The organism is Providencia sp. PROV032, assembly GCF_028484875.1.
Taxonomy (GTDB): Bacteria; Pseudomonadota; Gammaproteobacteria; order Enterobacterales; family Enterobacteriaceae; genus Providencia; species Providencia rettgeri_E.
In genome coordinates this window covers 136,597-163,092 of record NZ_JAMPSX010000002.1, presented here as the reverse complement: position 1 = coordinate 163,092, position 26,496 = coordinate 136,597, and the positions used below count along the sequence as shown (strand labels likewise).

Sequence of the window (26,496 nt, the reverse complement as noted above, 5' to 3'; positions counted from 1 at the left end):
TAGACTTATGTATGTTCATCGGCCAATCTTTATTTTAATGCCACTTGAACACTGCCATTTTCGAGCGCTTCCCCATTCACCACTTGCCCATTTAATAAGCGCACTCGGGTATTTTGGCCAGCCGTGGCATTATTAATCGCACGGCCCTCATATTTCACTGAAAAATTATCACCATTGGCGAACACAAATACCGTTTGCCCCGCTTTTATTGCCCATGGCTGCCGCGTCATTGATTTTGTGAATGTTTGTCCGGCAGGAATATTACGCAAGGCAATCGCTCCGCGAAGTGCGATTTTATCGGTGCTCGCACCTGCAGGTAGCTTATGTAATAAGCCCTTTTTGGTTCCGATATCAACAAACTGTATGGATTCCCCTCTAGTTATATTACGTGTGGCCACGTAATACTGGCCTGTCACATTCACCGTTAGCTGAATAAACTGTTTTTTCTTGCCACATTGTACGGGGAGGGAAACATTTCCCATATTGCGTCCACCAATCGGTGGGTTGATTTGAGGGTGCTCACAAGTCGGCCAACGCTCAATTGGGGTTTTAATTTCTATTGAAATGTGCGTTTTCTTGCCATGAATTTGGTGAAAATAATGGTTAATATCTTGGGGTAACGACGCTTGAGAAAGCGCTGGAGTAAGCCCTAACAAACTGATTGCCATATATAATGGCATTTTTTTAGCGTAATACATCCCGTTGTCTTCCCCCCAACAAACAAACTTTTTCACGATTGCAGTTTACGCAGCTCCGTAATAATGAATGAGCCAAATAGGTCAATTATTTTGCCTTTATCTCGCCATTAGATTTTTTAGTAGGCCGCTAAGATATGCGGGTCGAATTTTAATTTTTACTCGCGAACGCCCAAATCCAAGGATCGCGTTATTTCCATTGAGGCCCACTATGATTGATAAATTAAACGCCACGTTTGCTTTCCAGCAACAGGCTTTGTCAATACGCGAAGCAAGGCAGACCGTATTAGCTTCAAACATTGCTAATGCCGACACTCCCGGCTACCAAGCACGTGATATTGACTTTAATCGTCAACTTCAACAAGCCATGGATAAAGGTGTGGTAGGGGGAAAAGGCGTGACGCTCGCGGTGACTTCAAAAGGGCATATTGAAGGGCGGGGGATCAAAACGCCCAATATTGACCTGAAATATCGCGTGCCTTACCAAACCTCAATGGATGGTAATACGGTAGATATGGATATTGAACGCAGCCAATTCGCAGATAACACCCTGAAATATCAGGCCGACCTTACATTCATCAATAGCCGCGTCAAAAGTATGCTGGCTGTCTTACAGCAAGGGTAACCTTCATGGCTTTACTGAGTATTTTTGATATCTCTGCATCGGCATTGACCGCGCAATCTCAACGCTTGAATGTCAGTGCGAGCAATATGGCAAACGCAGAAAGTATTGCAGGGCCAGATGGCCAGCCATATCGTGCAAAACAAGTTGTTTTTCAAATGGCACCGCAAGGGCGCCACGAAGTGGGGGGCGTGCGTGTGAGTGAACTGATCGAAGACCCAACGCCACCCCGAATGGAATATAAGCCGGGTCACCCGTCAGCGAATGAAAAAGGCTATGTGCAAATGCCAAATGTCGACATGGTTGGTGAAATGATCAATACCATTTCAGCCTCCCGTAGCTATCAAGCTAACTTAGAAGTGATGAATACAGCAAAAACCTTGCTGCAAAAGACACTCACAATAGGCCAGTAAGGGAGCGTTTTCATGGGAATTGCAGCCACAATGTACGACTCTTTGGATAATACGACAGCCGGTCCTGAGCCAGCTGCGAGCAATGTGCCAAAGAAAAGTCAAAGTGACGATATGCGCGACACTTTTTTAAAAATGATTGTCACGCAGATGCAAAACCAAGACCCAACAAAACCAATGGAAAATACGGATTTAACCAGTCAATTGGCACAAATTGCCACGCTTGAAAGTATGAATAAACTCAGCGATAGCGTGAGTGGCATTTCTCAACAAATTGGTTCAGGTCAGTCATTACAAGCCACTCAGCTTGTCGGAAAAGGAGTGCTTATTCCGCGCAATGAAATTATTTTAGCGCCTCTCAAGAAAGAGAGTACCGGCGAAGACAGCTCGGTCACTAAGCCATCAAACCCGCTTCCAGACGAAGGCATCAGCCCAAATAGTCCTTCAACGTTTGGGCTTAGCAACAAAGATGCGATTGAAGGTGAAGAGGGCGCTGAAGCGCCGCAATCTGAATATATTTCCTCGCCGTTTGGTTTCTTTTTACCGAAATTGGCGGACAACGTTGAAATTACTATTCGCGATAAAAACCGAATGGTTGTGCGAACCATTACCTATGATACGGAAGTTAAACCCGATATCTATGATATGGCGTGGGATGGTCGTGATAACAACGGCAACTTGGTCACGGATACAACAGGAAAATATTACTTTGATGTGAAAGCCGTCAGTTCGGGGGCTGAAATCGAAGTGACCAAACTGGGGTATACCCGTGTTAACGGTGTGACCCCAGGCTCTGACGCACCATTACTTGATGTTGGCATTGGGCAAAGTGTCCCGCTGAGCAGCATTTTCAAGGTTTATCCATCTTCTTAATTTACCCCCAATACTCATGGAGAAAATATGTCTTTTTCACAAGCAGTCAGTGGCTTAAATGCAGCCTCAGCGGGGCTTGATTCAATTGGTAATAATATTGCCAACTCCGCAACAAATGGTTTTAAAGGCGCGACGACCTCATTTGCCGATATGTTTGCAGGTTCAGGCGTTGGCTTAGGTGTCAACGTGGCCGCAGTGACCCAAAATTTTAAAGATGGCCCAATCACGCGTACGGATAGAGCGACAGACGTTGCCATCTCAGGTAATGGTTTTTTCCGTGTGCAAGACCAAAACGGTGACACTTACTACAGTCGTGATGGCCAATTCTTACGCGATAAAAGCGGTAATTTAGTCAATAACCAAGGGATGGTAGTCACAGGTTACCCCGCGAGTGTTGATGAAAAAGGCAATGTTACCATTCAAAGTGGTGGTGTTCCTGCTGGTTTGAATATTCCAACGGATATGATGGATGCAAAAGCGTCGGAATTAGCGAAATTAACCATTAACCTGAACTCAGAAGATAAAATCAAAGATAAACCTTTCGATGTAAACAATCCCGATGATTCAGCAACTTACAATTTCAGCACGACTATGACGGCGTATGATAGCCAAGGTAACACGCATGAAATCTCCGTGTACTTTGTAAAAAGTGCGGATAATGAATGGAAAGTGTATGCCAAAGATGCGAATGACAAAGTTGCAACGCAATTAATCAATACTGAGGATGTAGACGATACCGTTGTTGTTCATAATAAATTAATTTTTGATGGTAACGGGCGTTTGTCAGCACCGACAGATGCCACTTTTGATTTTAATTATAAAGGGCTAAATGGCGCAAATGATGGTGTTCTTCGCGTTGACCTAAACAAAACTCGCCAACAAAAAGTCAGTGAATCTTCCGTTAGTGCCATTGATGTGAATGGCTATCCAGCCGGTGAATACACCACCTTTAAAATTGAAGATAACGGTTTAATTACCGCTAACTATTCTAACCAACAAAAACGCGTGGTTGGCCAGGTGGCATTATCCGCTTTCGCAAACCCAAATGGTCTGGTATCCCAAGGTGGCAACGTTTGGGCCTCTTCCAATGCGTCAGGTAACCCGATGGACGGCGTTCCGGGTGTCGGCCAGTTCGGTAAATTAACCAGCGGTGCGTTGGAGTCTTCTAACGTGGATATGAGCCAAGAGTTAATTAGCATGATTGTGATGCAGCGTAATTACCAATCAAACGCGCAAACCATCAAGACACAAGATCAGATGTTACAGACGCTGGTTAACTTACGATAAAACAAGAGGGTGGCCATGGATCACGTCATTTATACCGCGATGGGAGGAGCGCGTCATGCGCTGGAAAACCAAGCGATTGTTTCAAATAACATTGCCAATGTGTCAACTGCGGGCTTTAAAGCACAATTGTCCGCAATGCGTGCAGTCCCCGTGAATGGTGACAGTGAGCAAACCAGAACGCTGGTGGTCGCTACTACCCCCGGTGCGGATATGAGCCAAGGGCCACTCAATTATACGGGTAAGCAAACCGATGTTGCGTTGAATGATAAGCATTTTTTGGCTGTTGAGTTAGCCGATGGCACAGAAGCTTATACCCGTAACGGTAATATTCAAGTGTCTAGTGAAGGTGAACTTGTCATTGGCGAGCGTCGCTTACAAGGTGATGGCGGGCCAATTAACGTTCCGCCAAATGCAGAATTAACCATTGGTGCAGACGGGACAGTTACTGCGCTGTTAGCCACTGACCCGCCAACGATGTTAGGGCAAATCGGGCGTTTGAAAGTGGTTGAGGCACAGCCTCAAGACTTGATCCGAGGTGAGGACGGTTTGTTTCATTTATCACCACAAGGGCAAGCGGCAAATGGCAATGTTTTGCCGCAAAGTGAACGAGGAATTGTCACTGCGGGGGTGATTGAAGGCAGTAATGTCAACGCCGCAGAAGCGATGGTTTCCATGATTGCCAATGCAAGGCACTTTGAAATGCAAATGAAAGTTGTCCGAAGTGCTGATGAAAATGCACAACGGGCGAACCAACTGCTCGCTGTTAGCTAAATACAGTAAGGAATTATTATGATCCGCTCATTATGGATTGCTAAAACAGGGCTTGATGCTCAACAAACTAACCTTGATGTTATTTCGAATAACTTAGCCAACGTTAGTACCAATGGTTTCAAGCGCCAACGCGCTGTTTTTGAAGATTTAATGTACCAAAACATTCGCCAACCGGGAGCCATGAGTTCAGAACAAACTTCGTTACCATCGGGTTTGCAAATGGGAACGGGGTCACGCCCGGTTGCCACAATGCGTATTCATGCACAAGGCGCATTAAATAAAACCGGAACAACGACAGATATCGCGATTAAAGGCCAAGGTTTTATCCATGTGCAAATGCCGGATGGTACGGATGCCTATACGCGAGATGGGGCATTACAACGTAATCAAGATGGCCAATTAGTGACATCCAGTGGTTACCAAATTGTCCCAGCGATTATGATCCCCGATAACGCTAACAGTTTGACGATTGCGCGTGACGGCACGGTATCTGTCACTGTGTATGGAGATACTCAACCGCAGCAAGTTGGCCAAATTACATTAACCACCTTCATTAATGATGCTGGTTTAGAAAGTATGGGTGAAAACCTGTATATGGAAACCGCCAGTTCGGGTGCACCAAATGAAAGTGCACCGGGTACCAATGGCGCCGGTTTACTTTATCAACATATGTTAGAAACCTCTAACGTCAATGTGGCCGAAGAGTTGGTCAACATGATCCAAACTCAACGTGCTTATGAAATCAACAGTAAGGCGGTATCCGCTTCTGACCAAATGTTGCAGCGCTTAACGCAATTGTAATTGGTAAAAATAACTCATTGCGATAGTGATGAGTTATCTGTGAGAGGGATCTCTTCGTGATGATAAAACGTACACAGCAGCAAAAGAGTAACATGATGATTGAAAGCGGCACGATTTCTCAACAGCAAAAAGCAGCGTTGTTAACGCGTTTCATAACGCCTAAACAGGCAGGGTTACTTGCCATTTTGGTCTTAGTTACCAGCGGTTGTGCACAAATCAAATCGCGTCCATTAGTGGACACCCAAACCACGGCAATTCCAACAGCACCAACAGCCCCTGCACCGAATGGCTCGATATTTCAAAGCGCTCAACCCGCTTACTATGGTTATCAACCATTGTTTGAAGACAGGCGCCCTCGTAATGTTGGCGATATTTTAACCATCAACTTACAAGAAAACGTGAGTGCGAGCAAAAACTCCTCTGCGAATGCGAATCGTAGTGGAAAAACAGGTTTCTTAGCCGCGATATTACCAGGTTTTATGCAAGGGTGGATTGGCGGTAAAAACACAGAATTAGATATTAAAGGTAACAGTGATTTTAGTGGCAAAGGCGGTGCCAATGCCAATAACACCTTTAAAGGGACGATCACTGTCACTGTAGACCAATTATTGGCGAACGGTAACTTACATGTGGTTGGTGAGAAACGTATTGCGATAAACCAAGGCACGGAGTCGATTCGTTTTTCAGGAGTGGTTAATCCCCGCACTATCGGTTCAGACAATCATGTGAGTTCGACACAAGTCGCAGATGCACGTATTGAATATGTGGGTGACGGCTATATTAACGAATCGCAAAACATGGGATGGCTACAACGCTTTTTCTTAAATGTTTCCCCTTATTAATTAAACATTAGCGAGAAAACAGCCGAGATAATTCAATGAAAAACAACGTATTAATTTTGCTATCACTATTTTTTTGCTTCGCTTTCTCAGCACACAGTGAGCGTATTAAAGATTTAACTACCGTTCAAGGCGTGCGGGATAACGCCTTAATTGGCTATGGTTTAGTTGTGGGTTTAGATGGGACTGGTGACCAAACCATGCAAACGCCGTTTACGACACAAAGTTTGAATAACATGCTGTCGCAAATGGGGATCACCGTGCCACCGGGTACCAATATGCAATTGAAAAATGTGGCTGCCGTTATGGTCACTGCGAAATTGCCTCCGTTCGCACGTACAGGTCAATCCGTGGATATTGTTGTTTCCTCCATGGGTAACGCGAAAAGCTTACGTGGTGGTACGTTGCTGATGACACCGCTCAAAGGGGTTGATGGGCAAATTTATGCGATGGCTCAGGGGAACATCTTAGTGGGTGGTGCGGGTGCCAGTGGCGGCGGTAGCAGCATTAAAGTCAATCAACTCAATGGTGGCCGTATTACTGGTGGAGCCACTATCGAACGCGAATTACCGAGCAGTTTCGGGCAAAGTGGTGCGATTAACCTGCAATTAAACGAAGATAGCTTCACATTGGCACAAGATATTGCAGATGCAATTAACCGAATGGGCGGTATGGGAACCGCGTCTGCGTTAGATTCAAGAACAGTGCAATTACTGGTTCCAGCTAATAATCGTGACCAAGTGCGCTTTTTAGCACGAGTGCAAGAACTGAATGTACGTGCGCCAGTGGCTGAAGCGAAAGTGATCCTCAATTCACGCACCGGTTCTGTGGTGATTAACCGCAGTGTCACACTAGATAGCTGTGCTGTTGCGCACGGTAGTTTAGCCGTCACGGTAGAGAGACAAACTCAAGTGAGCCAACCGGATACCCCATTTGCGGGTGGGCAAACCGTGGTGACTCGTAACACCAGTGTCGGAGTACAAGATAGGGGCGGAGCATTGCAAAAAGTCAACGCCAGTGTGCAATTAAACCAAGTCATTCAAGCGCTGAATACACTCGGTGCAACACCGAACGACCTGATGTCGATACTGCAAGCGATGGAAAGTGCAGGCTGTTTACGCGCGAAACTGGAGATCATCTAATGAGTAACATGCAGCTATTGCAAGGTGCCGCATTTGATTTACAGTCGCTGGGGCAGTTAAAAGGTGAACTGAATAAAAATTCGGCGCAAGGGCTGCGCCACGTCACGCAGCAACTTGAGGCAACATTCGTTCAATTGATGCTAAAAAGTATGCGTGACGCACTCCCACAAGATGGTTTATTTTCCAGCGACCAAACACGCATGCTCACCAGTATGTATGACCAGCAAATCGCCCAAGATCTGTCGCAAAAAGGCTTAGGTTTTGGGGATATGATGTACCAGCAGCTTACGCGAGACCAGCACACTTCAAGTGAGCCAATACCCAATAGCCTGCTACCGTTAGATGAAAAAACAGCGCAATCATTACCGCCATTTAATATGGAACAAATGATGCGCCACTTTGCCCCAATGGGCGATGCGTTATCGGCACCATTCCAAAAAATCAAAGCGTTATCGCTAAATAGCAGTAATTTTATTAGCCGCTTAATTGAACCCGCAAAAGCGGCAAGCCAAAAAAGTGGTATTTCACATTTTCTGGTATTGGCACAAGCGGCATTAGAAAGTGGATGGGGGCAGCGCGAAATTCTGAAATCAGATGGAAAAACCAGCTATAACCTATTTGGGATAAAAGCGGGGAAAAACTGGCAAGGGCCTGTCACGAATATTATGACAACAGAAGTGATTAACGGCAAAACCATCAAAATGCGTGATGATTTTCGCGTTTATGGCTCTTATGAAGAGGCGATTGCCGATTATATCAACCTATTGACCGAAAACCCGCGTTATAAAGATGTCAAAAAAGCACCGACACCAGAGATTGCCGCGCGTCGTTTACATCAAGCTGGATATGCCACAGACCCCGGTTACTCGGACAAGCTTATCACCTTGATTAATCAAATACGCGGCCATCAACCGACAAGTAGCTTCTCGACGTCAAGGGCGGTTCAGGCTTACACCATCGATTTGAACGATATTTTCTAAAAATACGGAATTATTGCGAGTTTGGGCTAAATAAATACGCTGAATTTCCGATAACCAAATATGCTCTAAATACTTTGCGTTGCTATCGCTTTCATTGTGTCAGCCAATGGGGGCGACGAGCATCCAGAACAGGAAAAGCTTATGCTGAACAATGTAATGAATAATGCGCTCAGTGGTGTGAACGCTGCACAAGGCGGGTTAAGTGTGATTTCTAACAACTTAGCCAACGCAGGTGTAGGTTACTATCATCGCCAAAGTGCTGTTTTCGGGGAGAATCCCGGTACGATGACACCTAATGGCTATTTTGGTAACGGCACTTATTTCAGCCATGTTCGCCGTGAGTTTGATGAATTTGTCAATGCGCAGTACAGCCAATCCCGCGCGCGTAGCGGCGACTATGAGGCGTACGTTAAGAACTGTAATAAAGTTGATGATTTGCTTACTAATGATATTGAAGATATCTCGAGTAACATTGGCAGCTTTTTCACCGCGTTAGATGCGGCCAGCAGTGATGCCAGTGATAAGACGTTGGTTGATGTTTTTTTAGGCAACTCAAATGCATTATTGAGCCAGTTTAAAGAAGCAGATCGTCGTTTGCAGGAAATGGAACGGGATACAAATCATCAGATAGAAAACAAAGTTAAAGATATCAATATCTATGCTGAGAAAATTGCCGGTTTAAACCAGCAAATTTCGCGGATCCGTTCTGTGAGTGGTTCCGAGCCAAATGACTTACTGGATGTTCGTGACCGTTTAGTCAATGAAGTTAACTCATTGATTGGTGTCAAGGTTATTGAGCAAAACGGAAACTATAACGTGACGTTTGCTAATGGTTTACCGTTGGTCACGGGTGAAAAAGCGAATCGCCTAGAAGCCGTTCCGTCTTCTAAAGATGATAGCCGTTTTAGTATAGGTTTTGTGGGCGCGAATGGGCAAGCACGTGAAATTCCTGATGAATCATTCCGTGGTGGGGAACTCAGTGGTATTTTGCGTTCTCGTCAAGAAGTCATGGACCCGGCTTATCAAAAGCTCAATAAGTTAGCATTGGTTTTTGCGACCAAATTCAATGAAGTACACAGCAAGGGGTACGATGCCAACGGCAACACCGGTAAAGACTTTTTTGAAATTGGTAAAGGTTCTGTTGTTAGTAACACCCATAATAGTGGCAAAGCGGATTTTGATCTCAGTTATAGCGATGTGTCTAAAGTGACAGGCAATAACTACGAAATGCGTTTTGATGGCACTGAATGGAATGTCACACGTTTACCCGAAGGCATTAACGTTCCGGTTGATTCAAATACGGCAGGCACACTGAAATTTGATGGTTTAGAAATCAAAATCAGCAATAGCACTGGTATGTCAAAAGGCGACTCATTTCTGGTGAAGCCAGTGAGTGGTGTGATCAACGGTATGCAGGCTTTGGTGAGCAATGCATCCGATTTTGCAGCCGCGGGAAGTAAAGACAGCGGCCCTGGTGATAATGAAAACATTAAACAACTGGTGAAATTGCAAGATGAAAAACTCATTGATGGTAGCTCCACATTTTCTGATTTCTATGCAACGTTAGTGAATGATGTGGGCAGCAAAACCAAACAAGCGCAAATTGATTCTGAAACACAGAACAAAATGACAGAAAGCTTCTATGAACAAGAGCAAGCTATCTCTGGCGTAAATATGAATGAAGAAAGTATTCAGATGCAGAAAATCCAACAGTTTTTCAATGCCAATGCGCAAGTGTTAAAAACGGTGGATGATTTATTTAACGCATTGATGCGTGCATTCTAAATATTAGCGATAGAATAAGGATTTAGCGATGCGTTTAAGTACCAATATGATTTACCACCAACGCTTGCAAGACATGAATAGCGCGCAAGCGCGTTGGATGGACGCCGGAAGCCAATTAGCGTCTGGTAAACGTGTAAGCAAGCCTTCTGATGACCCGCAAGCGTCTTCGCAAGCGGTGCGGATTAACCAATCAGAGAACCGAAATCAACAGTATGTGGCGAGCCGTGGATTTGCTAAAACAGGAATGACCCTGCAGATGAGTATTTTGACTCAGATGACAGATGTGACCACGCAAATCGATACCACCATTATTCAGGCATCAAACCAAGGTAGTTTAAGCGATAAAGACCGTAATACCTTGGCAGAACAACTCACGGGTTTGAAAGAGCAGTTAGTGGCGTTGGGTAACTCGACAGATGGCAATGGCCGCTATATTTTCGCGGGTTTTAAATCAGATAAACCACCATTTGAAATCGATGCTAACGGCGAAGTGCTTTATCACGGTGGCGACAAAGCGATTATGCAGAATGTGGCGAGTGACCGTGAGATGACGACTTATTTCACTGGCGCGCAAGTGTTTGATACGGACAGTAAAGGTGTTGTGAATATTTTCAAATCACTGAATACGGGTATTGAGTCACTGAAAAAACCACTGCAAGGCGCACCACAAGCAGATTTAGACCAAGCGCAATCTGAGTTGGGTGAAGCGAACCGTGCCATTAAATCGGCATTAGATCAAATTTCCAATATTGAAGCTAAGCAAGGTTTACAATTACAAGAAATTGATAAATTGAATTTTTTAGCTGACACGCGCTCGATTCAAAACGCAGCCCGTAAAAGTGAGTTGTTAGAAACTAATTGGACTGGCACCACCACAGATTATTATAAAGAAAAAGCGATGTTTGAAGCTTCACAAAGTATTTTCAAAGACTTAAATAGCATGTCGCTTTTCGGCAGCCGTTAATTATTTAATATTCTTTTTACTCACCGCGCTTTGGAGCCATTCAAGCGCGGTTTTTTGTTTGGTTTTTTTAGTCACCACTTCAAAGTTTGAGTTCACTATTTGTGTTTTTCATATTGCATAAATTTGCGTTTGTTTTACCCTAATTTGACCTTTGATTTTTGCTCTTTAAAAATCCATTGACTAAACAATAAGTTACAACCAGTACTGAAAATAAAGGTATTTTTCATTTTTTAAAGCTAGCACGTTGTTTTTATTTGTTTTAATCTACGAAAGTTATAGTTCACTGCCATACAGGCAGCTTAGAAAAAACCAATTCTGCCCAGCATTCGCCATTGCTGGTTCACTGCCATACAGGCAGCTTAGAAATTTAGGTTGTAGCGGGGAACCTGCTCCAGTGCGTTCACTGCCATACAGGCAGCTTAGAAATCTGAATCCGATAGGTTGCGGCTTCGCATTTCGTTCACTGCCATACAGGCAGCTTAGAAATCAAAGAAGTTCTAGCAACAAACCAACCTCACGTTCACTGCCATACAGGCAGCTTAGAAATTGTTACCCGCTCTTGGTTTTACTTCCGTGAGGTTCACTGCCATACAGGCAGCTTAGAAATCAAAGAAGTTCTAGCAACAAACCAACCTCACGTTCACTGCCATACAGGCAGCTTAGAAAATTCGGCACACTCACAAACATAGTTTCAAAATGTTCACTGCCATACAGGCAGCTTAGAAATGCCATTGAAATGAATGACGCCATGATGAGTGGTTCACTGCCATACAGGCAGCTTAGAAATCGTACTGAAGAAAATCCAGGCTTTACGAAACAATCACTGTCATACAGGCAGCTTAGAAACTGACTTGGCAGATTGCACATCTTGCGATAGTGTTCATTGTCATACAGGCAGCTTAGAAAACGGCAACGCAAGCCGATTATGAGTGATGGAAGTTCACTGCCATACAGGCAGCATAAAAAAATTATCAAAGCGTTTTTTTTACGCACCATTTTGTGAAACCCTTCGCAGATTGGACTTTAGTCATGGATTAAGGCTTGTTTAGTGGGAGAAAGGTTATTTTAATAGGATTAATTGATTTAAAAATCTTATTATTTAAGGACGAAAATTAGCTCATATGGATGATTTTTCACCGAATGACTTAAAAACTATTTTACATTCGAAACGGGCCAATATGTATTACTTGGAACATTGCCGGGTAATGCAAAAAGATGGTCGAGTGCTCTATTTCACCGAAGCCAAAAACGAAAATCTCTATTTCAATATCCCAATAGCAAACACCACCGTTTTGTTACTGGGAACAGGAACCTCCATCACTCAAGCTGCGATGCGAATGCTATCCCAAGCAGGGGTGCTTGTTGGTTTTTGTGGTGGTGGGGGAACGCCACTGTATATGTCCACCGAAGTTGAATGGTTAACACCACAAGGAGAGTATCGGCCAACGGAATATCTGCAAGGCTGGTTATCCTTTTGGTTTGATGATGAAAAACGTTTAGCAGCAGCTAAAGTACTACAGCAATCACGCATCAAATACTTACAACAAGTATGGCAAAGTTCACGAGAACTCCAGAACGAGGAGTTTATCTATCACGATAATACCATTCAATCCGCATTGAACACCTTTCACCAACGCACTGACGCAGCTCAAGATACACAAGAATTATTACTCACCGAAGCCCAACTGACTAAAACCTTATATAAGTACGCAGCGAATAATACAGGGCAAACGAATTTTACTCGTCAGCACCAAGCGACGGACAAAGCTAATGACTTTTTAAACCATGGTAATTATCTGGCTTATGGGTTAGCTGCAAGTTGCTTATGGGTATTAGGTATTCCTCATGGCTTTGCTGTGATGCACGGTAAAACTCGTCGTGGGGCTTTAGTATTTGATATTGCTGATTTAATCAAAGATGCCATTGTATTGCCATGGGCGTTTATTTGTGGCAAAGAAGGAGCGAGTGAGCAAGAATTTCGCCAGCAAGTTTTGCAATCTTTTGTTGAGCATCAGTCCCTTGATTTTATGTTCGATACCGTTAAATCACTGGCTTTGCCAGCAAAGAAAAATCCACAACAGGCCATGCCACTATGATGGTTACCTTTGTTTCCCAGTGTGAAAAACATGCCTTAAAGCGAACTCGACGAGTGTTAGATGCATTTGCGAACCGAATTGGTGATAACACTTGGCAAACGCTGATCACTCAAGAAGGCTTGCAAACGCTACAAAAATTATTGCGGCGCAGTGCCAGCCGCAATACTGCGGTGAGTTGCCACTGGATACGCTCTCGATCGCGCAGCCAGTTACTTTGGGTGGTTGGGAATAAAAGTAAATTTAATGCACAAGGGCATGTTCCCGTTAATCGAACAGAAAAATCCCTACTGGGTAGTGAACGTGAAAATAATTGGAGGTATTTGCCACTCATCAATGGGTTTGCTCGGTTGGCCGCGTTGCTCCATGACTGGGGAAAAGCTTCGCGACTTTTTCAAGACAAGTTAAATCCACATGTTAAAACCCATTTTAAGGGGGATCCCCTGCGCCACGAATGGGTATCTTCATTGCTATTTAGCGCGCTGGTAAAAAGCCAAGCCGAACCACAACGGGATGAAAGCTGGCTTGACGCGTTAGTTACCTCCTCATGGCATGAGCAGCAACTGCAAGCTTGGGTAAGGGAAAACAATCAGTGCGAAACACCACTGAGCCAATTACCTGATGCCGCTTCACTTCTGGTTTGGTTGATTGTTTCACATCACCGATTGCCCTTTTTGGCTAGTAAACAAGCTCGTTTGCGATATGAGGGTAAAAGCTGTGATTCATTAGCCGAATTATTAAAACTGGTGGATAAACAGTGGGGCTATCAAAATTATTATGATGAGGCTGAATATTCACAGCGTATCCATCAATGTTTCGAATTTCCTCATGGGTTATTGAGTGAGTCAAAAATTTGGCAACAAGCGCTCAGTCAGGCGGCAGAACACCTTAAACATCAACTGCCACTGTTGAATGAAGCACTCGAAAATGGCTGCTGGCGGCTAGTCGCAGAACAAGCACGCTTGTGTTTGATGCTAGGGGATCATAATTATTCCTCAAAAGAGGCAGACTCAACATGGCAATCAGATATTGCACTTTACGCGAACACGCAACGAGTCAATAAAGATGTTCAGTACAAACAAAAACTCGACGAACATTTGCTGAATGTCGCTAATATTGCAGCCAATGTGTCAGAATATCTTCCTTTTTTCGAATCTGAACCGCCAGTCGCTAATGATATTCCTGAATTAAAACATAATAAAAATGCGACTGGAAAATTCAGTTGGCAGGAAGATGTGGTTAATACCATCAATCAGTATCGGGATGATCAACACGATAAAACGCAAGGGTATTTTATCGTTAACATGGCGAGTACTGGCTGTGGCAAAACAGTTGCCAATGCCAAGATTATGCAGGCACTCGCGGAAGATAAACAAAGTTTACGGTTTATTCTTGCTTTAGGGCTGCGCACATTGACACTACAAACTGGGGATGAATATCGTCACCGTTTGGGGCTAGAAGATGACAACCTGGCCGTATTGATTGGCTCTAAAGCGGTACTAAAACTGCATCAAGAACATCTCAGTGAGCAGATGTTTATTAAGGATGCTCATCAATTAGCCGAGTTTGGTTCTGAATCTCAAGAAAGTCTTTTTGATGATGAAGGGCTCGAATTGAACTGGCAAGGCAGTTTACCAGAAGAAGAACTTTCGACTGTATTAACACGACCAAAAGACAGGGCATTGCTCTATGCCCCTATCTTAGCCTGCACCATAGACCATATGATGGGAGCAACAGAAACCACTCGAGGTGGGCGCTATATTCTTCCCTATCTGCGCTTAATGTCATCTGACTTAGTTATTGATGAAATTGATGATTTTACGGGAGATGATTCTAAAGCCATCGGGCGTTTAGTCTATTTAGCGGGCGCATTGGGTAGAAAGGTCATGATCTCATCCGCAACTATCCCCCCTACATTGGCTCTTTTCTATTTTAAGGCTTATCAACTGGGTTGGCGGGTTTATGCGCTTAGCCAGCAAAAATCACCGCAAGTGGGCTGTATTTGGGTGGATGAGGGACAATATGACAGTAAAAAAGATAAATGTACCCACTCATGCCATATTGCAACGATCACTGCGGCAGATGAAGAAGAAACACTCAATTATTATCGCCAATACCATCGTACTTTTATTGAAAAACGTATTAAGACGCTTAAATCACAAGTTGCACGACGTAAAGCATTTATTGTACCTATGCAAAAGGAACAAGGTTCTGACCAACAAACACACTATTTTTCTCACATTCAGCAAGGGATCTTAAGGCTGCACCAAGCGCATTCATGTACTGAAATGCAAACTCAGCTTCAAGTTTCCTTTGGCGTCGTGCGTGTCGCCAATATTCCGGTTTGTGTTGCATTAACCCATCATTTATTAGCGAGTGAATGGCCGGACGGGGTAGAAATTCGCACCATGGCCTATCATAGCCAGCAAGTGTTGCTATTACGTCATGAGCAAGAAAAACACCTTGATGCCGTATTGAAGCGTAAAGAAAAAGTGGGAGAGCAACCTAATGCTTTCCAAAATCCAGTTATTCGGCAGCATATTGACCACGTTCACCAGCAAGGCCAAGCGAAACACCTTATTTTTATTCTAGTGGCGACGCCTGTTGAGGAAGTTGGACGTGATCACGATTTCGATTGGGCGGTGATCGAACCTTCATCTTATCGCTCTATCATTCAGATGGCAGGGCGGGTTCGTCGGCACCGAGAGGGGGAAATAACCGACCCCAACGTCGCTTTGCTGCAATACAACTGGAAAGGATTCATTGAAGAAAAGCCGCAGGATGTTTTTTGTAAACCGGGTTATGAAAATGGCAATCTAAGTCTTCGTTTGTCCACCCATGACTTGTGTGAGCTAGTGGATGAACAGCAACTATTAAAATCTGTCGATGCAGTACCTAGAATTCAACAAATCGCGAATTGGAAAAATCAGCAAAATAACAACTTGGCTTGTTTAGAGCATGCATTCATCGAACAATTGATGGGGGATGTGGCAGAAACGCCTATGTCTAAAACAACTGTGAAAACGCGATCTTCTCATTTATCAAAAATAGAATTATCTAAAAATAGGCCGCCTGTGCTTTGGGGGTATACCTCTGGGGCTTTGGGGCTAACAGCGCTTTCTCAGCAATTTTTTTCATTTAGACAAAGTGAGCCGACAATTTGTTTATCTCTAATTTTATCAGCAAAAAATAAACTGCATTTTTGTGAATATGAGAAGGACAGTGGTTGGGTAAAAATTGATGGGGCATACGGGATAAATTTGCAACCACTTGCAGAGTCATTAAAACGCAGGCTATGGCTAGTGCGCGATTATCAGCAATCTTTAGAAAACCGTGAAAATGAATACCAGTCAGCGGAACAGCTTTCTCAGCGCTATGGGGAGATCAGTTTTATACCACGTAAAAAAAGTGGCATTCATTTTTATTATAACGACCAAATGGGACTCAGCACGTTTAATAATTCCAAGTAAAAACTCCAGTCACAAGGACCATTTACTATGTTAGATCCAGCAATAGAGGCCTTTTTTGCAGAGCGCAAAGAGGGATGGCTTAAAAAAAATACAAAAGCATCAATGAGTGACAATGAAATGCGGCAATTGCAACAGGAATGTGATGCCATTTTTTCATTGCCACAATGGTTGCCGAATGCGGCAAAGCGAGCAGGGCAAATATCGTTATCAACCCACCCCTGTACTTTTAGCCACCCAAGCTCTAGAAAGAATAAAAATGGTTATGTTACTGCGATATTAGCGAATTCAGCTTGGAAAAACGAAGGGTTTTTACGCACTGGAAACGTGATTGTGCAAACGGATGCATTAGGTAATGCAGCAGCCCTTGATGTGTATAAATTTCTTACGCTTGAATTGCAAGATAGCAAAACATTATTGGCTCATATTGAGGATGAAACCGCATTAGCAAAAGAGTTGCTTAGCCATGGAAATGAACACTACCAAGTTCTTAGGGATGGGTTTCTTGAGATGATTGGGGTAGATAATACGGTAGTGACTAGTTCGAAAATCAAACAAGTTTATTTTCCTGTTTGGCTAGAGGATAGCGAATATCACTTATTATCACCATTAACACCATCAGGCTTAGTTTTCGAACTGCGTAAACGCATTGATGCTATTCGATTTTCTGAACAAACTAAAGCACTGCGAGACTTAAAACGTAAAGGGGAATTTAGCGACATTGGCTATCAAGAGATTTATGGTCTTACAACCATTGGCTATGGGGGAACTAAGCCACAAAATATTTCCGTGCTCAATAACCAAAATGCGGGTAAGGCTCATTTGTTACCCTCACTCCCTCCTAAAATAGCGCAACGAAAGCTGCGTTTGCCTACCTTCGATTTCTTTTCAAATACATTGGACCCTTGGCAGGTAAAAGAAAGCTTAGAGGCTTTTCATCGCTTAATTTCACTACCAAAAGAGCAGCGTGGTAGCCGTTTTATTGAATATCGTGATAGACGTATTCAAGAATACTTAGACTACATTATGTTAACTATGTGGGAAGTCCGGCGTGAATTTGAACAAAATGGTATTCAATTACCAGCCCAGCTTGTAAAAGAGCAACAGATTTGGTTGTTTCCTGATCAACAGCGGCGCAATAACTCAGATGAATGGTTAGAAGGGGTGATTGCCCTTATTGCTCAGCAATTTATGTGGCATTACAAAAAAGTGTTGGGGAAAAAAGCGATTCGTTTAGGGAATGATGAACTTGCGGCTATCGCGGAAGTTATTGCCCTCAATAAGGAGCTATTACGATGACGCCAACTTATATACTCAAACTTCCTCGCATCAAAATACACAATGCCAATGCGTTATCTAGCCCTTATACCATTGGCTTTCCTGCCATGACGGCTTGGTTAGGGTTTATGCATGCCCTAGAACGAAAACTCCGCGCTGCAAGTGAATTGGATATTATTCTTGATTCTCTGGCCGTGATCAGCCACCGCTGTGACTTACAAACCTACCGTGGCGCTAATGATTATGTGAGTTCCATTGTGGGGACGGGGAATCCATTAAATAGCGATGGGACTCGTTCAGCATTTATCGAAGAAGCCCGTTGCCACTTAGAGGTTTCTTTATTGATTAAGTATGCCATTAACCAAAATGGTGAGATTGAAGCACTGCCTGAGCATTCAGCCATACTGGATATGATCCATGACTTGGTAATGACAATGAAATTAGCCGGGGGCGATATTCTGTCACTGGCGAAGCCAACGACACATATCCTGCCGTTTGAAGATGCAGATGGAAAAGATAGGCAAGCTTTACTGAATAGTGTCATGCCCGGCTATGCCCTGATTGAACGTCGTGACTTAATGATTGAGTCTATGGATAAAGGACAAGATGCAATGGATGCCTTACTGGAACATGTGGTTGTGGAAAATAATTGTGTTGAAGTTGAAGAGAAAAATGGGCACAAGGCGTCATTTGAATGGCGGACTCAACGTAAAACAGCAGGCTGGATTGTGCCTATCTCAACAGGATATCAAGGTATTTCCCCGTTAGGGCAAGCAAAAAACCAGCGAGATCCAGAAGTCCCTCACCGATTTGCAGAAAGTATCGTCACACTTGGCGAATTTGTTTTGGTAAACCGTATTAACAACATCAATGCAATATTATGGGAATACGGCTATGACGAACTTAATAACCTTTATTTATGCCAACAAGTGGCAGCTAACTTTATTTTGAGTGGAGAGTAACGAATGGCGAAGAATAATGATGTTGCATCGGTTTTAGCATTTGAGAAAAAATTGGTTCCATCGGACGGTTATTTTTATGGCACTTGCTGGGATAATAAATTGCAATTTTCACCATTGTCGTTACAGGAAAAATCTGTACGAGGGACGATTTCAAACCGCTTAAAAGGCGCGGTAAAAAATGACCCGTTGAAGCTCAACTCTGAAGTAGAAAAAGCCAACTTACAGACGGTGGATGCCTGCGCGTTAGGGACTGAACAAGATACTTTAGTTCATCAATTCACTTTAAAAGTACTTGGTGGCGTTGAAACCCCATCGGCTTGTAATAACGCATTATTCAAACAAAGCTATGCAAAAGCGGCTAAAGATTACATTGAAAAGCAAGGCTTCCAAGAACTAGGTCGCCGTTATGCACAAAACATCGCCAATGGGCGCTTTTTATGGCGCAATCGCGTGGGAGCTGAACAAATCGAGGTGGTTGTCAACGTCCTCAATAAAGGGCAGCCCATGGAATGGGTGTTTGATGCCACACAATATAGTATTCATCAATTTGATGCTAAAGATGAAAAAATCACACAGTTGGCGGAAAAAATTTCGGCGGCCTTAGCCCATCCTCAAGGAGCCTTATTACTGGAAATCACCACTTATTCTCAACTCGGTAAAGCGCAAGAAGTCTATCCAAGCGAAGAGTTGGTGATGGATAAAGGCAAAGGGGATAAAAGTAAAATTCTCTATCATGTGAATGGGCATGCTGCGATGCACTCACAAAAAATTGGTAATGCTTTGCGATCGATTGATACATGGTACCCTGCGTATGGTAGCGAAAGTGGCGCCGGGGCTATTGCAATTGAACCCTATGGTGCGGTGACTAACCTCGGTACGGCTTATCGCACACCAAAAGATAATCAGGACTTTTATACTCATTTTGATAAATGGGCTCGGGGTGAAAAACTGCCACGTATTGAAGATGAACACTATGTAATGGCGGTTTTAGTGCGTGGCGGTGTATTTGGTGAAAGTGACAAATAAGGTGGGCTATGAATTATTATCAGGAGGTCACTTTATTGCCGGACACCACTATTCCATTGGATTTTCTCTGGCAAAAAGTTTATCAGCAAATACATATTGCGCTAGTGGATAATAAAACGTCTCAGGGGCAAAGTGCGATTGCAGTTGCCTTTCCTGAATACGGTAGCGTGGGGTTTCGCTTAGGTAGAAAAATTCGTTTGCATGCGACAACACAAGGTGAACTTGAACAGTTAAATGTGCAAAAGTGGTTAGTACGGTTAATGGATTACGTGCATATTAAATCGATTCAAACCGTACCTGAACAGCATATTCAAGTCAGTTATATTCGAAAGCATGTAAAAGGCCAGCGCCGAATTGAAGCTGATATGCAGCAAAAAGCACGGTTATGGTCCGAAAAGTCAGGGCAACCATTAGCACAGTGTTTACAGGCGTTGTCTGCGAGCAAACCGAAAGCGAACAATCGCTTGCCATTTCTTTGGGTTGAAAGTTTACATGCCAGAGATAAGCAAGCAGACAGCCGACCTTTTCCTTTGTTTATTGAACGGTTAGACGCAGGGCAAATGCAAGTTGGGGGATTTAGTTGTTATGGTCTGAGCCAAATAACGGGTGATACTGTTTGTTTAGCAACGGTTCCACATTTTTGACCTTTGTTTTTTGCTCTTTTAAAATAAGCTAATAAATCAGTAAGTTATAATTATCAGCAAATAAAAGGGTATTTTTCAATAAATACCCTTAACTGATTGTTATTACTTTATTTTTATTTTAAAGTGCATAGTTCACCGCCATACAGGCGGCTTAGAAATTTGCCCACAAACAGCAAAACACGCTCAATTTGTTCACCGCCATACAGGCGGCTTAGAAAATTTGCGCCTTCACCGTACATCACGATTGCATGTTCACCGCCATACAGGCGGCTTAGAAATAGAGTCAGACAGAGAAAGCCTTAACAATATCGTTCACCGCCATACAGGCGGCTTAGAAAACTACGATGTAAGCATGGACATTAAAGAGTTGGTTCACCGCCATACAGGCGGCTTAGAAATGCATTATGACAATGTATTTACTGTGGTTGGTATGTAATACAGACGATACAATGGAATGTGATTTGCACTAAAAGACAATTTGCATTACAGTGCAAATTGCGATGAGGGAATATGTATACAGTAAAATATCATTCTGAGGCTGAAAAAGAAGCAAATGCACTACCTTTAAAAATCAAGGTAAAATATGACCGTCTAATTAAAAAATTAGAGTTATCAGCTAATAACTTAAGAGAGCCAGCGACTAAATCGCTGGGAGAGGGTTTATTTGAAATAAGAACCATGGGAAGTGAAATAGCTAGGGGGCTATGGGTTTATCACAAAGGTAAAACAATTTTTATGCTCAGGATCTTTATCAAAAAGTCACAAAGAACCCCAAAATCAGAGTTTTATTTAGCTAAGAAACGTTTATTGGAGCTACTAAACGATGAAAACACATAAAGAGCTACATGATGAATGGATGACAGATCCAGAATACCAAGCTGCTTATGAAGAAGAAATTAGAACTGAAAAATTGCAGGCAATGCTTAAGGAGTGGAGAGAGTCAGCTGGGTTAACGAAAGTTCAAATCGCTGAAATTATAGGGGTTAATCCATCAACGATCACAAGGTTGGAGAGTAATGTGAATAATGCGAGCATTAAAAGCATTGTAAAGTATGCTGCTGCATGTGGTATTAAACACCCAATAATAGCCCTTTAAGATTATCTGTTTTTATTATAATGACTGCACTGGCAGCTAAGAATTCAGTACTGACATGGTAAGTGTAGAAAAATAGTTCACCGCCATACAGGCGGCTTAGAAATTATAAGAAAATACCCATTATTTATTATTGTCTACGCTATTTTAAGATAAATTTTATTTACTTTTAATTAGTCATCCCATATTAACTTTTAATCTTTACGTCAAAAACAATTCATCTTAGATTTCTCTGCGTACCGCATTAATTAAGTAAATAGATAACTGTCAATTGACAGCTTAGAAACGAAACAAGTAATGGGTATGTTCACCGCCATGCAGGCGGATTTTTATGAGAATCGCCCGAAAAAAGTAATGGGTATAATATGTCGGTTTAATAATAGGAGAAATCAATGAATATTGAATTCAAAATAAGTTTTTATAGCTTTACCTTAATAATTAGAATTACCAAATGGTTTTATTAACTAATTAATTCATAACATATGTATCGATACTCAAACAAACAAATTAAACATCAATGATAGCTGCTCGAAAGCTTGGTGGATAAGTCGTTCGGTATAGCGGGGAAGGATCGAAATAATCACCCCTAACATACTGATACCAATGGTTAAGGTGAGGGGGAAACCCACTACAAACACCGACAATTGCGGTGTCATGCGGTTTAGAATACCTAGGGCAAGGTTAAGAATGAGAAATAGTGTAATGAACGGCAGTGCTAACATTAACCCATTAATAAATATAGTATTAGCGAATTGAACAAATACCCAAAAACCATCACGATTTAATGGGGCAGTTTGAATTGGGATAAGCTCAAATGAATTGACCACAATATAGATAAGCCACAAGTGCCCATCGAAAGCGAGAAATAATAAAATAGTGATGACGTTAAATATGCGGCCTAAAATCGGCATGTTGGGCCCACCTGTCGGGTCAAAAAAGGTGGCGAAGGATAACCCCATTTGTAAACCAATCACCTCCCCCGCATGGCGCACAGCAGCAAACGCCATTTGCATTGTTAAGCCCATCGCAATACCAATCACCATTTGCTGCACAATAACCCATAACCCCATGGCAGAAAATAAGGGAATATTCACAACAGGAAGTTGGGGGGAAACAATCAAGACGACAAAAAAGGCCAATGCGACGCGAACTTTGGTAATTGCCTGTTTTTCATTAAAAAAGGGCGCTGTACCAAGCAGCGCCAAAAGGCGTATGAAAGGGTAGAAACCTTGGCTTAGCCACAATGTGAGCGTTTCACTGGTAATGGTTAACATTGTTAGCCAATAATAAACGGTAAATTGCTCAACAACGAGCGCATATAGTCGATGAGCAAATTCAACATCCAGGGCCCTGCAATAATGATCACAGAAATGACCGACAAAATTTTAGGAATAAAAGACAATGTCATTTCATTCACTTGCGTGGCGGCTTGCAGTAAGCTGATAATTAAACCCGCGGCTAAAGCGGCTAATAACAAAGGAGCCGCTAGCATCAGTGCGATTTTCATCGCCTCTGTTCCCATCGCCATCACTGATTCAGGTGTCATGACTACTCCAAGTAAAATAAACCTAATTAAAAAAGCTTTGCGATAATGAGCCAAGCAATAATTGCCAGCCATCGACTAATACAAACAGCATTAATTTGAATGGCAATGAAACTGTTGCGGGGGGAACCATCATCATCCCTAATGCCATCAAGACACTAGCCACCACTAAGTCGATGATTAAAAATGGAATAAAAATGGTAAAGCCAATTTGGAATGCGGTTTTGAGTTCGCTGGTAATAAAAGCTGGCACTAAAATACGTAAAGGAACATCTTTCGCTTCTTGAATTTCACCCACTTTCGCTATTCTTGCAAACAGGGCTAAGTCAGATTCCCGTGTTTGTCCTAACATGAAGGTTCTTAATGGTGCGGTTCCTTTCTCTAAAGCCGTTTCGAGGCTAATTTTGTCTTCGCTAAACGGTTGGTAGGCTTCGCGGTAAACTTGGTCAGCAACGGGGGACATCACAAAAAAGGTTAAAAATAGCGCCAAGCCTAGCAAGACTTGATTGGGCGGTGCGGAGGGCGTTCCGAGTGCGTTACGCAATAAACCTAAAACAATAATGATGCGGGTAAAACTGGTCATCATTAACAATAAGGCGGGAATAAAGCCTAATAAAGTTAAAAATAACAGTGTTTGAACAGGTAAAGACCAAGTTTGCCCACCATCAGCAAGGGAGTGACTGACGATCGCAGGCAGCGCCGCAGAGGCGGAATTTGGCAATAAAAACAAGAGGGCAGTAATCGTAAATAGAGATTTAAAAGATAACATGAGCGTTTCCGATTACTTATGCATAGGTGTCACTGAAGCTGAAAATCTTGCAGCCTCTTGTTTTTTCTTTAATAAAGACTGAAATGTGAGCGGTTCAACTGGCAATACCGTTGTGTTCTCAGGTTCTGGTGAGTACTGGTGTAAGAGGCTGATATTGTGTGCGGTGACACCTAATACCAAACACGCATTGTTCACCTCGACAACCACAACTCGCTCTTTATTACCTAATGAGCAGCTACTTTTGACGTTTATGATTTGCGCTTTACCCATTTTCTTTGGCGCAAATCCTAATTTTTTCACCAACCAAGCACCGGCTAATATCAATAAAATGATCCCCCCCAAAGTGCCCGATATCTGCGTTAAGCTATTATTGTGGTCAATAGCCGGTACATTAGGTTCACTGGGGGAAATGGTTGTTGATAAAAAAGGCACAGATGTTGGTGCCTGCTCAGCTTGATTGGATATTGCCATTATTAGCGACTCATGTTGTTATTTAACGACTTAAACGGCGCATACGTTCGGAAGGCGTAATGATGTCAGTAATACGAATACCGTAATTATCTGAAACCACGACCACTTCACCTTGTGCGATTAAATAGCCATTGATTAAAATATCCAATGGTTCACCCGCTAAGCCATCCAGAGACACCACATAACCTTGGGATAAGCTCAGTAATTTTTTTATGGTCATTTTAGTGCGACCCAGCTCCACTGAAAGGCGCACTGGGATGTCCATGATCATATCGATATCGGACAATTGGTTTAGTGGGTTTTGTCCATCAAAGTTATCAAAAGCCTGTGCACCAGCTGAGGCGGATTCCGCTTTTTTTTGCTGTTCCAGCGCTTCAGCCCATAGGTCTTCACTGTCGTGATTGGTTGATGCATCAGGAGAATTCTTCGCCTCACTCATTGGTACTTTCCTCATCTAGAGTGTTTAATACAGGGTTAATCAAATGTTCTACACGCAATGCATACTGGCCATTTTGAGTACCGTATTGACTGGTTAATACGGGAACGCCATCAACATTAACGATGAGACGGTCAGGCTTCTCAATTGGGAGCACATCCCCTTTTTGCAGTTGCAGTAAACGAGAAATTCGCATTGGAATGTCAACAAAGTTGGCGACCAATTCAAGTTCAGAGCGTTTCACTTGGGTAACAAGGTTGGTTACCCAAGTTTCGTTTTCTTGGTGACCTTGTTCCATTGGTGGGTTAATTAAGCGCTCACGCAATGGCTCAATCATGGCGATCGGAATACAAATACTGAATTCACCAACGGTATTGCCTATCTCCACTAAAAACGGTGTGGTGACCACGATGTCATTTGGGGACGTCGTGATATTGGTGAATTTGACTTGGATTTCAGAACGCACATATTCCACTTCAATATCGGCAATCGGTTTCCATGCATCGCGATAAGCCCCTAAGGCCAGTTTCAACATGCGATTGATAATGCGTTGCTCAGTATTGGTGAATTCTTTACCTTCTTGGCGCACCGGAAAACGGCCATCTCCACCAAACAGGTTGTCGACAGCGATATAAACTAACGCAGGCTCAAAGGTAAACAATGCTGTGCCCCGTAATGGCGGCATATGAATTAAGTTCAAGTTAGTCGGGACAGGTAAATTACGTGCAAATTCGTGATAAGGTTCGATTTTAATCCCACCCACCGTAATATCTGGGCTGCGACGTAACATATTGAACAAACCCATACGAAATTGGCGAGCAAAACGTTCATTAATGATTTCGAGAGACTGCATTCGTTCCCGAATAACTCGGCGTTGAGTATTCGGGTCGTAAGGGCGAACATTATCTTTCCCTTGCGTCTCTGGTACAGGCGTACTGCTTGATGGCGCATCGTCATTAAGCAGCGCATCAATTTCGGCCTGAGATAAAATATTATCGCTCATGAATATTACCGCAGAATAAAAGTAGTGAATAACACATCAGAAATATCCTGATCGGTATCCCCCGGGATCAGGGTAGGGGTGAGGGTTTGCTTAATATCTTTCATTAACTGCAACTTACCTTCATGTGTCTCGATATTTTTTGCTTTTTGCTCCGAAAGCAGCAGTAACAACCGGCTACGGACTTCAGGGAGATATTCATGAAGCTGTTTACGCGATTTTTCATTCGCGAGTCGTAAAGTCACATGGATATAGAGCACGCGATCAGGCGCATCAGCAGCACCAGTTAAATTGACGGTAAATGGCTCTAATTCCATAAAAATAGGTTGTGGCATATTCGGACGCTTTTCTTCCTCACTATCCGTTTGTGCACCTTGTTGTGTCGTCCACCAGGTATAACCCCCAAACCCTGCGCCAGCAAGGGCTAGAAGGGCAAATAGAATAATCAACCCTTTGTTGGAACTGTTTGATTTTTTGCTCGACGACATTTAGCTGAATTCCTGTTTCTTGGGTGCTAAACCCAGATGGGTTTTTACGTTATGATC

At 43.0% G+C, this 26,496-nt stretch carries 27 protein-coding genes and 2 CRISPR repeat arrays; of the genes, 19 read left to right on the top strand and 8 right to left on the bottom strand.

What is annotated here, in order from left to right; translation table 11 throughout:
* Positions 1-29: 29 nt before the first annotated feature.
* Complete coding sequence (flgA, locus tag PSF42_RS01410) at positions 30-668, bottom strand: flagellar basal body P-ring formation chaperone FlgA (protein ID WP_213914125.1); 639 nt, start codon at positions 666-668, stop codon at positions 30-32.
* A 238-nt stretch (positions 669-906) separates the two neighbouring features.
* Between flgA and flgB the strand changes: the two genes are divergently transcribed.
* From flgB to PSF42_RS01315, 19 genes are all read left to right on the top strand, one after another.
* Positions 907-1,320 (top strand): flagellar basal body rod protein FlgB, encoded by a 414-nt coding sequence (gene flgB / locus PSF42_RS01405; RefSeq protein ID WP_125890807.1) that lies wholly within the window; start codon positions 907-909, stop codon positions 1,318-1,320.
* A 5-nt stretch (positions 1,321-1,325) separates the two neighbouring features.
* Positions 1,326-1,730, top strand: coding sequence for a flagellar basal body rod protein FlgC (gene flgC / locus PSF42_RS01400; RefSeq protein ID WP_004909868.1), 405 nt, complete (start codon positions 1,326-1,328; stop codon positions 1,728-1,730).
* 12 nt (positions 1,731-1,742) lie between these two features.
* A complete protein-coding gene (locus PSF42_RS01395; RefSeq protein WP_248468170.1) occupies positions 1,743-2,600 on the top strand; it encodes a flagellar hook assembly protein FlgD in 858 nt (285 codons plus the stop codon).
* A gap of 27 nt (positions 2,601-2,627) precedes the next feature.
* Positions 2,628-3,887, top strand: coding sequence for a flagellar hook protein FlgE (gene flgE, locus PSF42_RS01390; protein WP_102139597.1), 1,260 nt, complete (start codon positions 2,628-2,630; stop codon positions 3,885-3,887).
* Positions 3,888-3,902: 15 nt separating this feature from the next.
* Positions 3,903-4,658 carry a flagellar basal body rod protein FlgF gene (locus PSF42_RS01385; RefSeq protein WP_125890809.1) on the top strand — a complete coding sequence of 252 codons (756 nt, stop codon included), beginning with the start codon at positions 3,903-3,905 and terminating at the stop codon, positions 4,656-4,658.
* A gap of 18 nt (positions 4,659-4,676) precedes the next feature.
* A complete protein-coding gene (gene flgG / locus PSF42_RS01380; RefSeq protein WP_166266893.1) occupies positions 4,677-5,459 on the top strand; it encodes a flagellar basal-body rod protein FlgG in 783 nt (260 codons plus the stop codon).
* 59 nt (positions 5,460-5,518) lie between these two features.
* Positions 5,519-6,301, top strand: coding sequence for a flagellar basal body L-ring protein FlgH (locus PSF42_RS01375; protein WP_375373117.1), 783 nt, complete (start codon positions 5,519-5,521; stop codon positions 6,299-6,301).
* 35 nt (positions 6,302-6,336) lie between these two features.
* Positions 6,337-7,440 (top strand): flagellar basal body P-ring protein FlgI, encoded by a 1,104-nt coding sequence (locus PSF42_RS01370; RefSeq protein ID WP_102139600.1) that lies wholly within the window; start codon positions 6,337-6,339, stop codon positions 7,438-7,440.
* On the top strand, positions 7,440-8,420 hold the full coding sequence (gene flgJ, locus PSF42_RS01365) for a flagellar assembly peptidoglycan hydrolase FlgJ (protein ID WP_272679319.1): 981 nt from the start codon (positions 7,440-7,442) through the stop codon (positions 8,418-8,420). Before PSF42_RS01370 ends, flgJ begins: the two co-directional genes overlap by 1 nt.
* A 141-nt stretch (positions 8,421-8,561) precedes the next feature.
* Positions 8,562-10,205: a flagellar hook-associated protein FlgK gene (flgK, locus tag PSF42_RS01360; protein ID WP_248468176.1), complete on the top strand. Its 1,644-nt coding sequence runs from the start codon at positions 8,562-8,564 to the stop codon at positions 10,203-10,205.
* Between the two features lie 28 nt (positions 10,206-10,233).
* A complete protein-coding gene (gene flgL / locus PSF42_RS01355; protein WP_125890814.1) occupies positions 10,234-11,169 on the top strand; it encodes a flagellar hook-associated protein FlgL in 936 nt (311 codons plus the stop codon).
* A gap of 278 nt (positions 11,170-11,447) precedes the next feature.
* Positions 11,448-12,135: direct repeats of the CRISPR family, unit length 28 nt; unit sequence GTTCACTGCCATACAGGCAGCTTAGAAA.
* 155 nt (positions 12,136-12,290) lie between these two features.
* Positions 12,291-13,265: a type I-F CRISPR-associated endonuclease Cas1f gene (gene cas1f, locus PSF42_RS01350; protein WP_272679318.1), complete on the top strand. Its 975-nt coding sequence runs from the start codon at positions 12,291-12,293 to the stop codon at positions 13,263-13,265.
* Positions 13,262-16,732, top strand: coding sequence for a type I-F CRISPR-associated helicase Cas3f (gene cas3f, locus PSF42_RS01345; protein WP_272679317.1), 3,471 nt, complete (start codon positions 13,262-13,264; stop codon positions 16,730-16,732). The genes cas1f and cas3f overlap by 4 nt, the downstream gene beginning before the upstream one ends.
* A gap of 27 nt (positions 16,733-16,759) precedes the next feature.
* On the top strand, positions 16,760-18,028 hold the full coding sequence (gene csy1, locus PSF42_RS01340; RefSeq protein ID WP_272679316.1) for a type I-F CRISPR-associated protein Csy1: 1,269 nt from the start codon (positions 16,760-16,762) through the stop codon (positions 18,026-18,028).
* A complete protein-coding gene (gene csy2 / locus PSF42_RS01335; RefSeq protein WP_272679315.1) occupies positions 18,025-18,969 on the top strand; it encodes a type I-F CRISPR-associated protein Csy2 in 945 nt (314 codons plus the stop codon). The genes csy1 and csy2 overlap by 4 nt, the downstream gene beginning before the upstream one ends.
* Positions 18,970-18,972: 3 nt before the next feature.
* The gene (csy3, locus tag PSF42_RS01330; protein ID WP_272679314.1) at positions 18,973-19,995 is read left to right on the top strand and encodes a type I-F CRISPR-associated protein Csy3; all 1,023 of its coding nucleotides are present in this window, start codon (positions 18,973-18,975) and stop codon (positions 19,993-19,995) included.
* A gap of 8 nt (positions 19,996-20,003) precedes the next feature.
* Entirely contained in the window at positions 20,004-20,639 is a 636-nt protein-coding gene (cas6f, locus tag PSF42_RS01325) for a type I-F CRISPR-associated endoribonuclease Cas6/Csy4 (protein WP_272679313.1), read from the top strand.
* 130 nt (positions 20,640-20,769) lie between these two features.
* Positions 20,770-21,037: a CRISPR direct-repeat array (repeat unit 28 nt; unit sequence GTTCACCGCCATACAGGCGGCTTAGAAA).
* A 112-nt stretch (positions 21,038-21,149) separates the two neighbouring features.
* Positions 21,150-21,476 carry a type II toxin-antitoxin system RelE/ParE family toxin gene (locus tag PSF42_RS01320; RefSeq protein WP_272679312.1) on the top strand — a complete coding sequence of 109 codons (327 nt, stop codon included), beginning with the start codon at positions 21,150-21,152 and terminating at the stop codon, positions 21,474-21,476.
* Positions 21,463-21,735 carry a helix-turn-helix domain-containing protein gene (locus PSF42_RS01315; RefSeq protein WP_248468188.1) on the top strand — a complete coding sequence of 91 codons (273 nt, stop codon included), beginning with the start codon at positions 21,463-21,465 and terminating at the stop codon, positions 21,733-21,735. The genes PSF42_RS01320 and PSF42_RS01315 overlap by 14 nt, the downstream gene beginning before the upstream one ends.
* Positions 21,736-22,226: 491 nt before the next feature.
* Here the strand turns inward: PSF42_RS01315 and fliR are convergent, their stop codons facing one another.
* The 7 genes from fliR to fliL are packed head-to-tail and all read right to left on the bottom strand — an operon-like array spanning position 22,227 to position 26,439.
* On the bottom strand, positions 22,227-23,006 hold the full coding sequence (gene fliR, locus PSF42_RS01310) for a flagellar biosynthetic protein FliR (RefSeq protein ID WP_125890816.1): 780 nt from the start codon (positions 23,004-23,006) through the stop codon (positions 22,227-22,229).
* A 2-nt stretch (positions 23,007-23,008) separates the two neighbouring features.
* Positions 23,009-23,278: a flagellar biosynthesis protein FliQ gene (gene fliQ, locus PSF42_RS01305; protein WP_125890817.1), complete on the bottom strand. Its 270-nt coding sequence runs from the start codon at positions 23,276-23,278 to the stop codon at positions 23,009-23,011.
* Between the two features lie 22 nt (positions 23,279-23,300).
* Positions 23,301-24,044, bottom strand: a complete 744-nt coding sequence (fliP, locus tag PSF42_RS01300) for a flagellar type III secretion system pore protein FliP (RefSeq protein WP_125890818.1) — start codon at positions 24,042-24,044, stop codon at positions 23,301-23,303.
* A gap of 12 nt (positions 24,045-24,056) precedes the next feature.
* The gene (gene fliO, locus PSF42_RS01295; protein WP_272679311.1) at positions 24,057-24,515 is read right to left on the bottom strand and encodes a flagellar biosynthetic protein FliO; all 459 of its coding nucleotides are present in this window, start codon (positions 24,513-24,515) and stop codon (positions 24,057-24,059) included.
* Between the two features lie 22 nt (positions 24,516-24,537).
* Entirely contained in the window at positions 24,538-24,954 is a 417-nt protein-coding gene (gene fliN / locus PSF42_RS01290; protein WP_272679310.1) for a flagellar motor switch protein FliN, read from the bottom strand.
* Positions 24,947-25,954: a flagellar motor switch protein FliM gene (gene fliM / locus PSF42_RS01285; protein WP_195698506.1), complete on the bottom strand. Its 1,008-nt coding sequence runs from the start codon at positions 25,952-25,954 to the stop codon at positions 24,947-24,949. Before fliM ends, fliN begins: the two co-directional genes overlap by 8 nt.
* Before the next feature lie 5 nt (positions 25,955-25,959).
* A complete protein-coding gene (fliL, locus tag PSF42_RS01280) occupies positions 25,960-26,439 on the bottom strand; it encodes a flagellar basal body-associated protein FliL (protein WP_125890820.1) in 480 nt (159 codons plus the stop codon).
* Between the last annotated feature and the right edge of the window lie 57 nt (positions 26,440-26,496).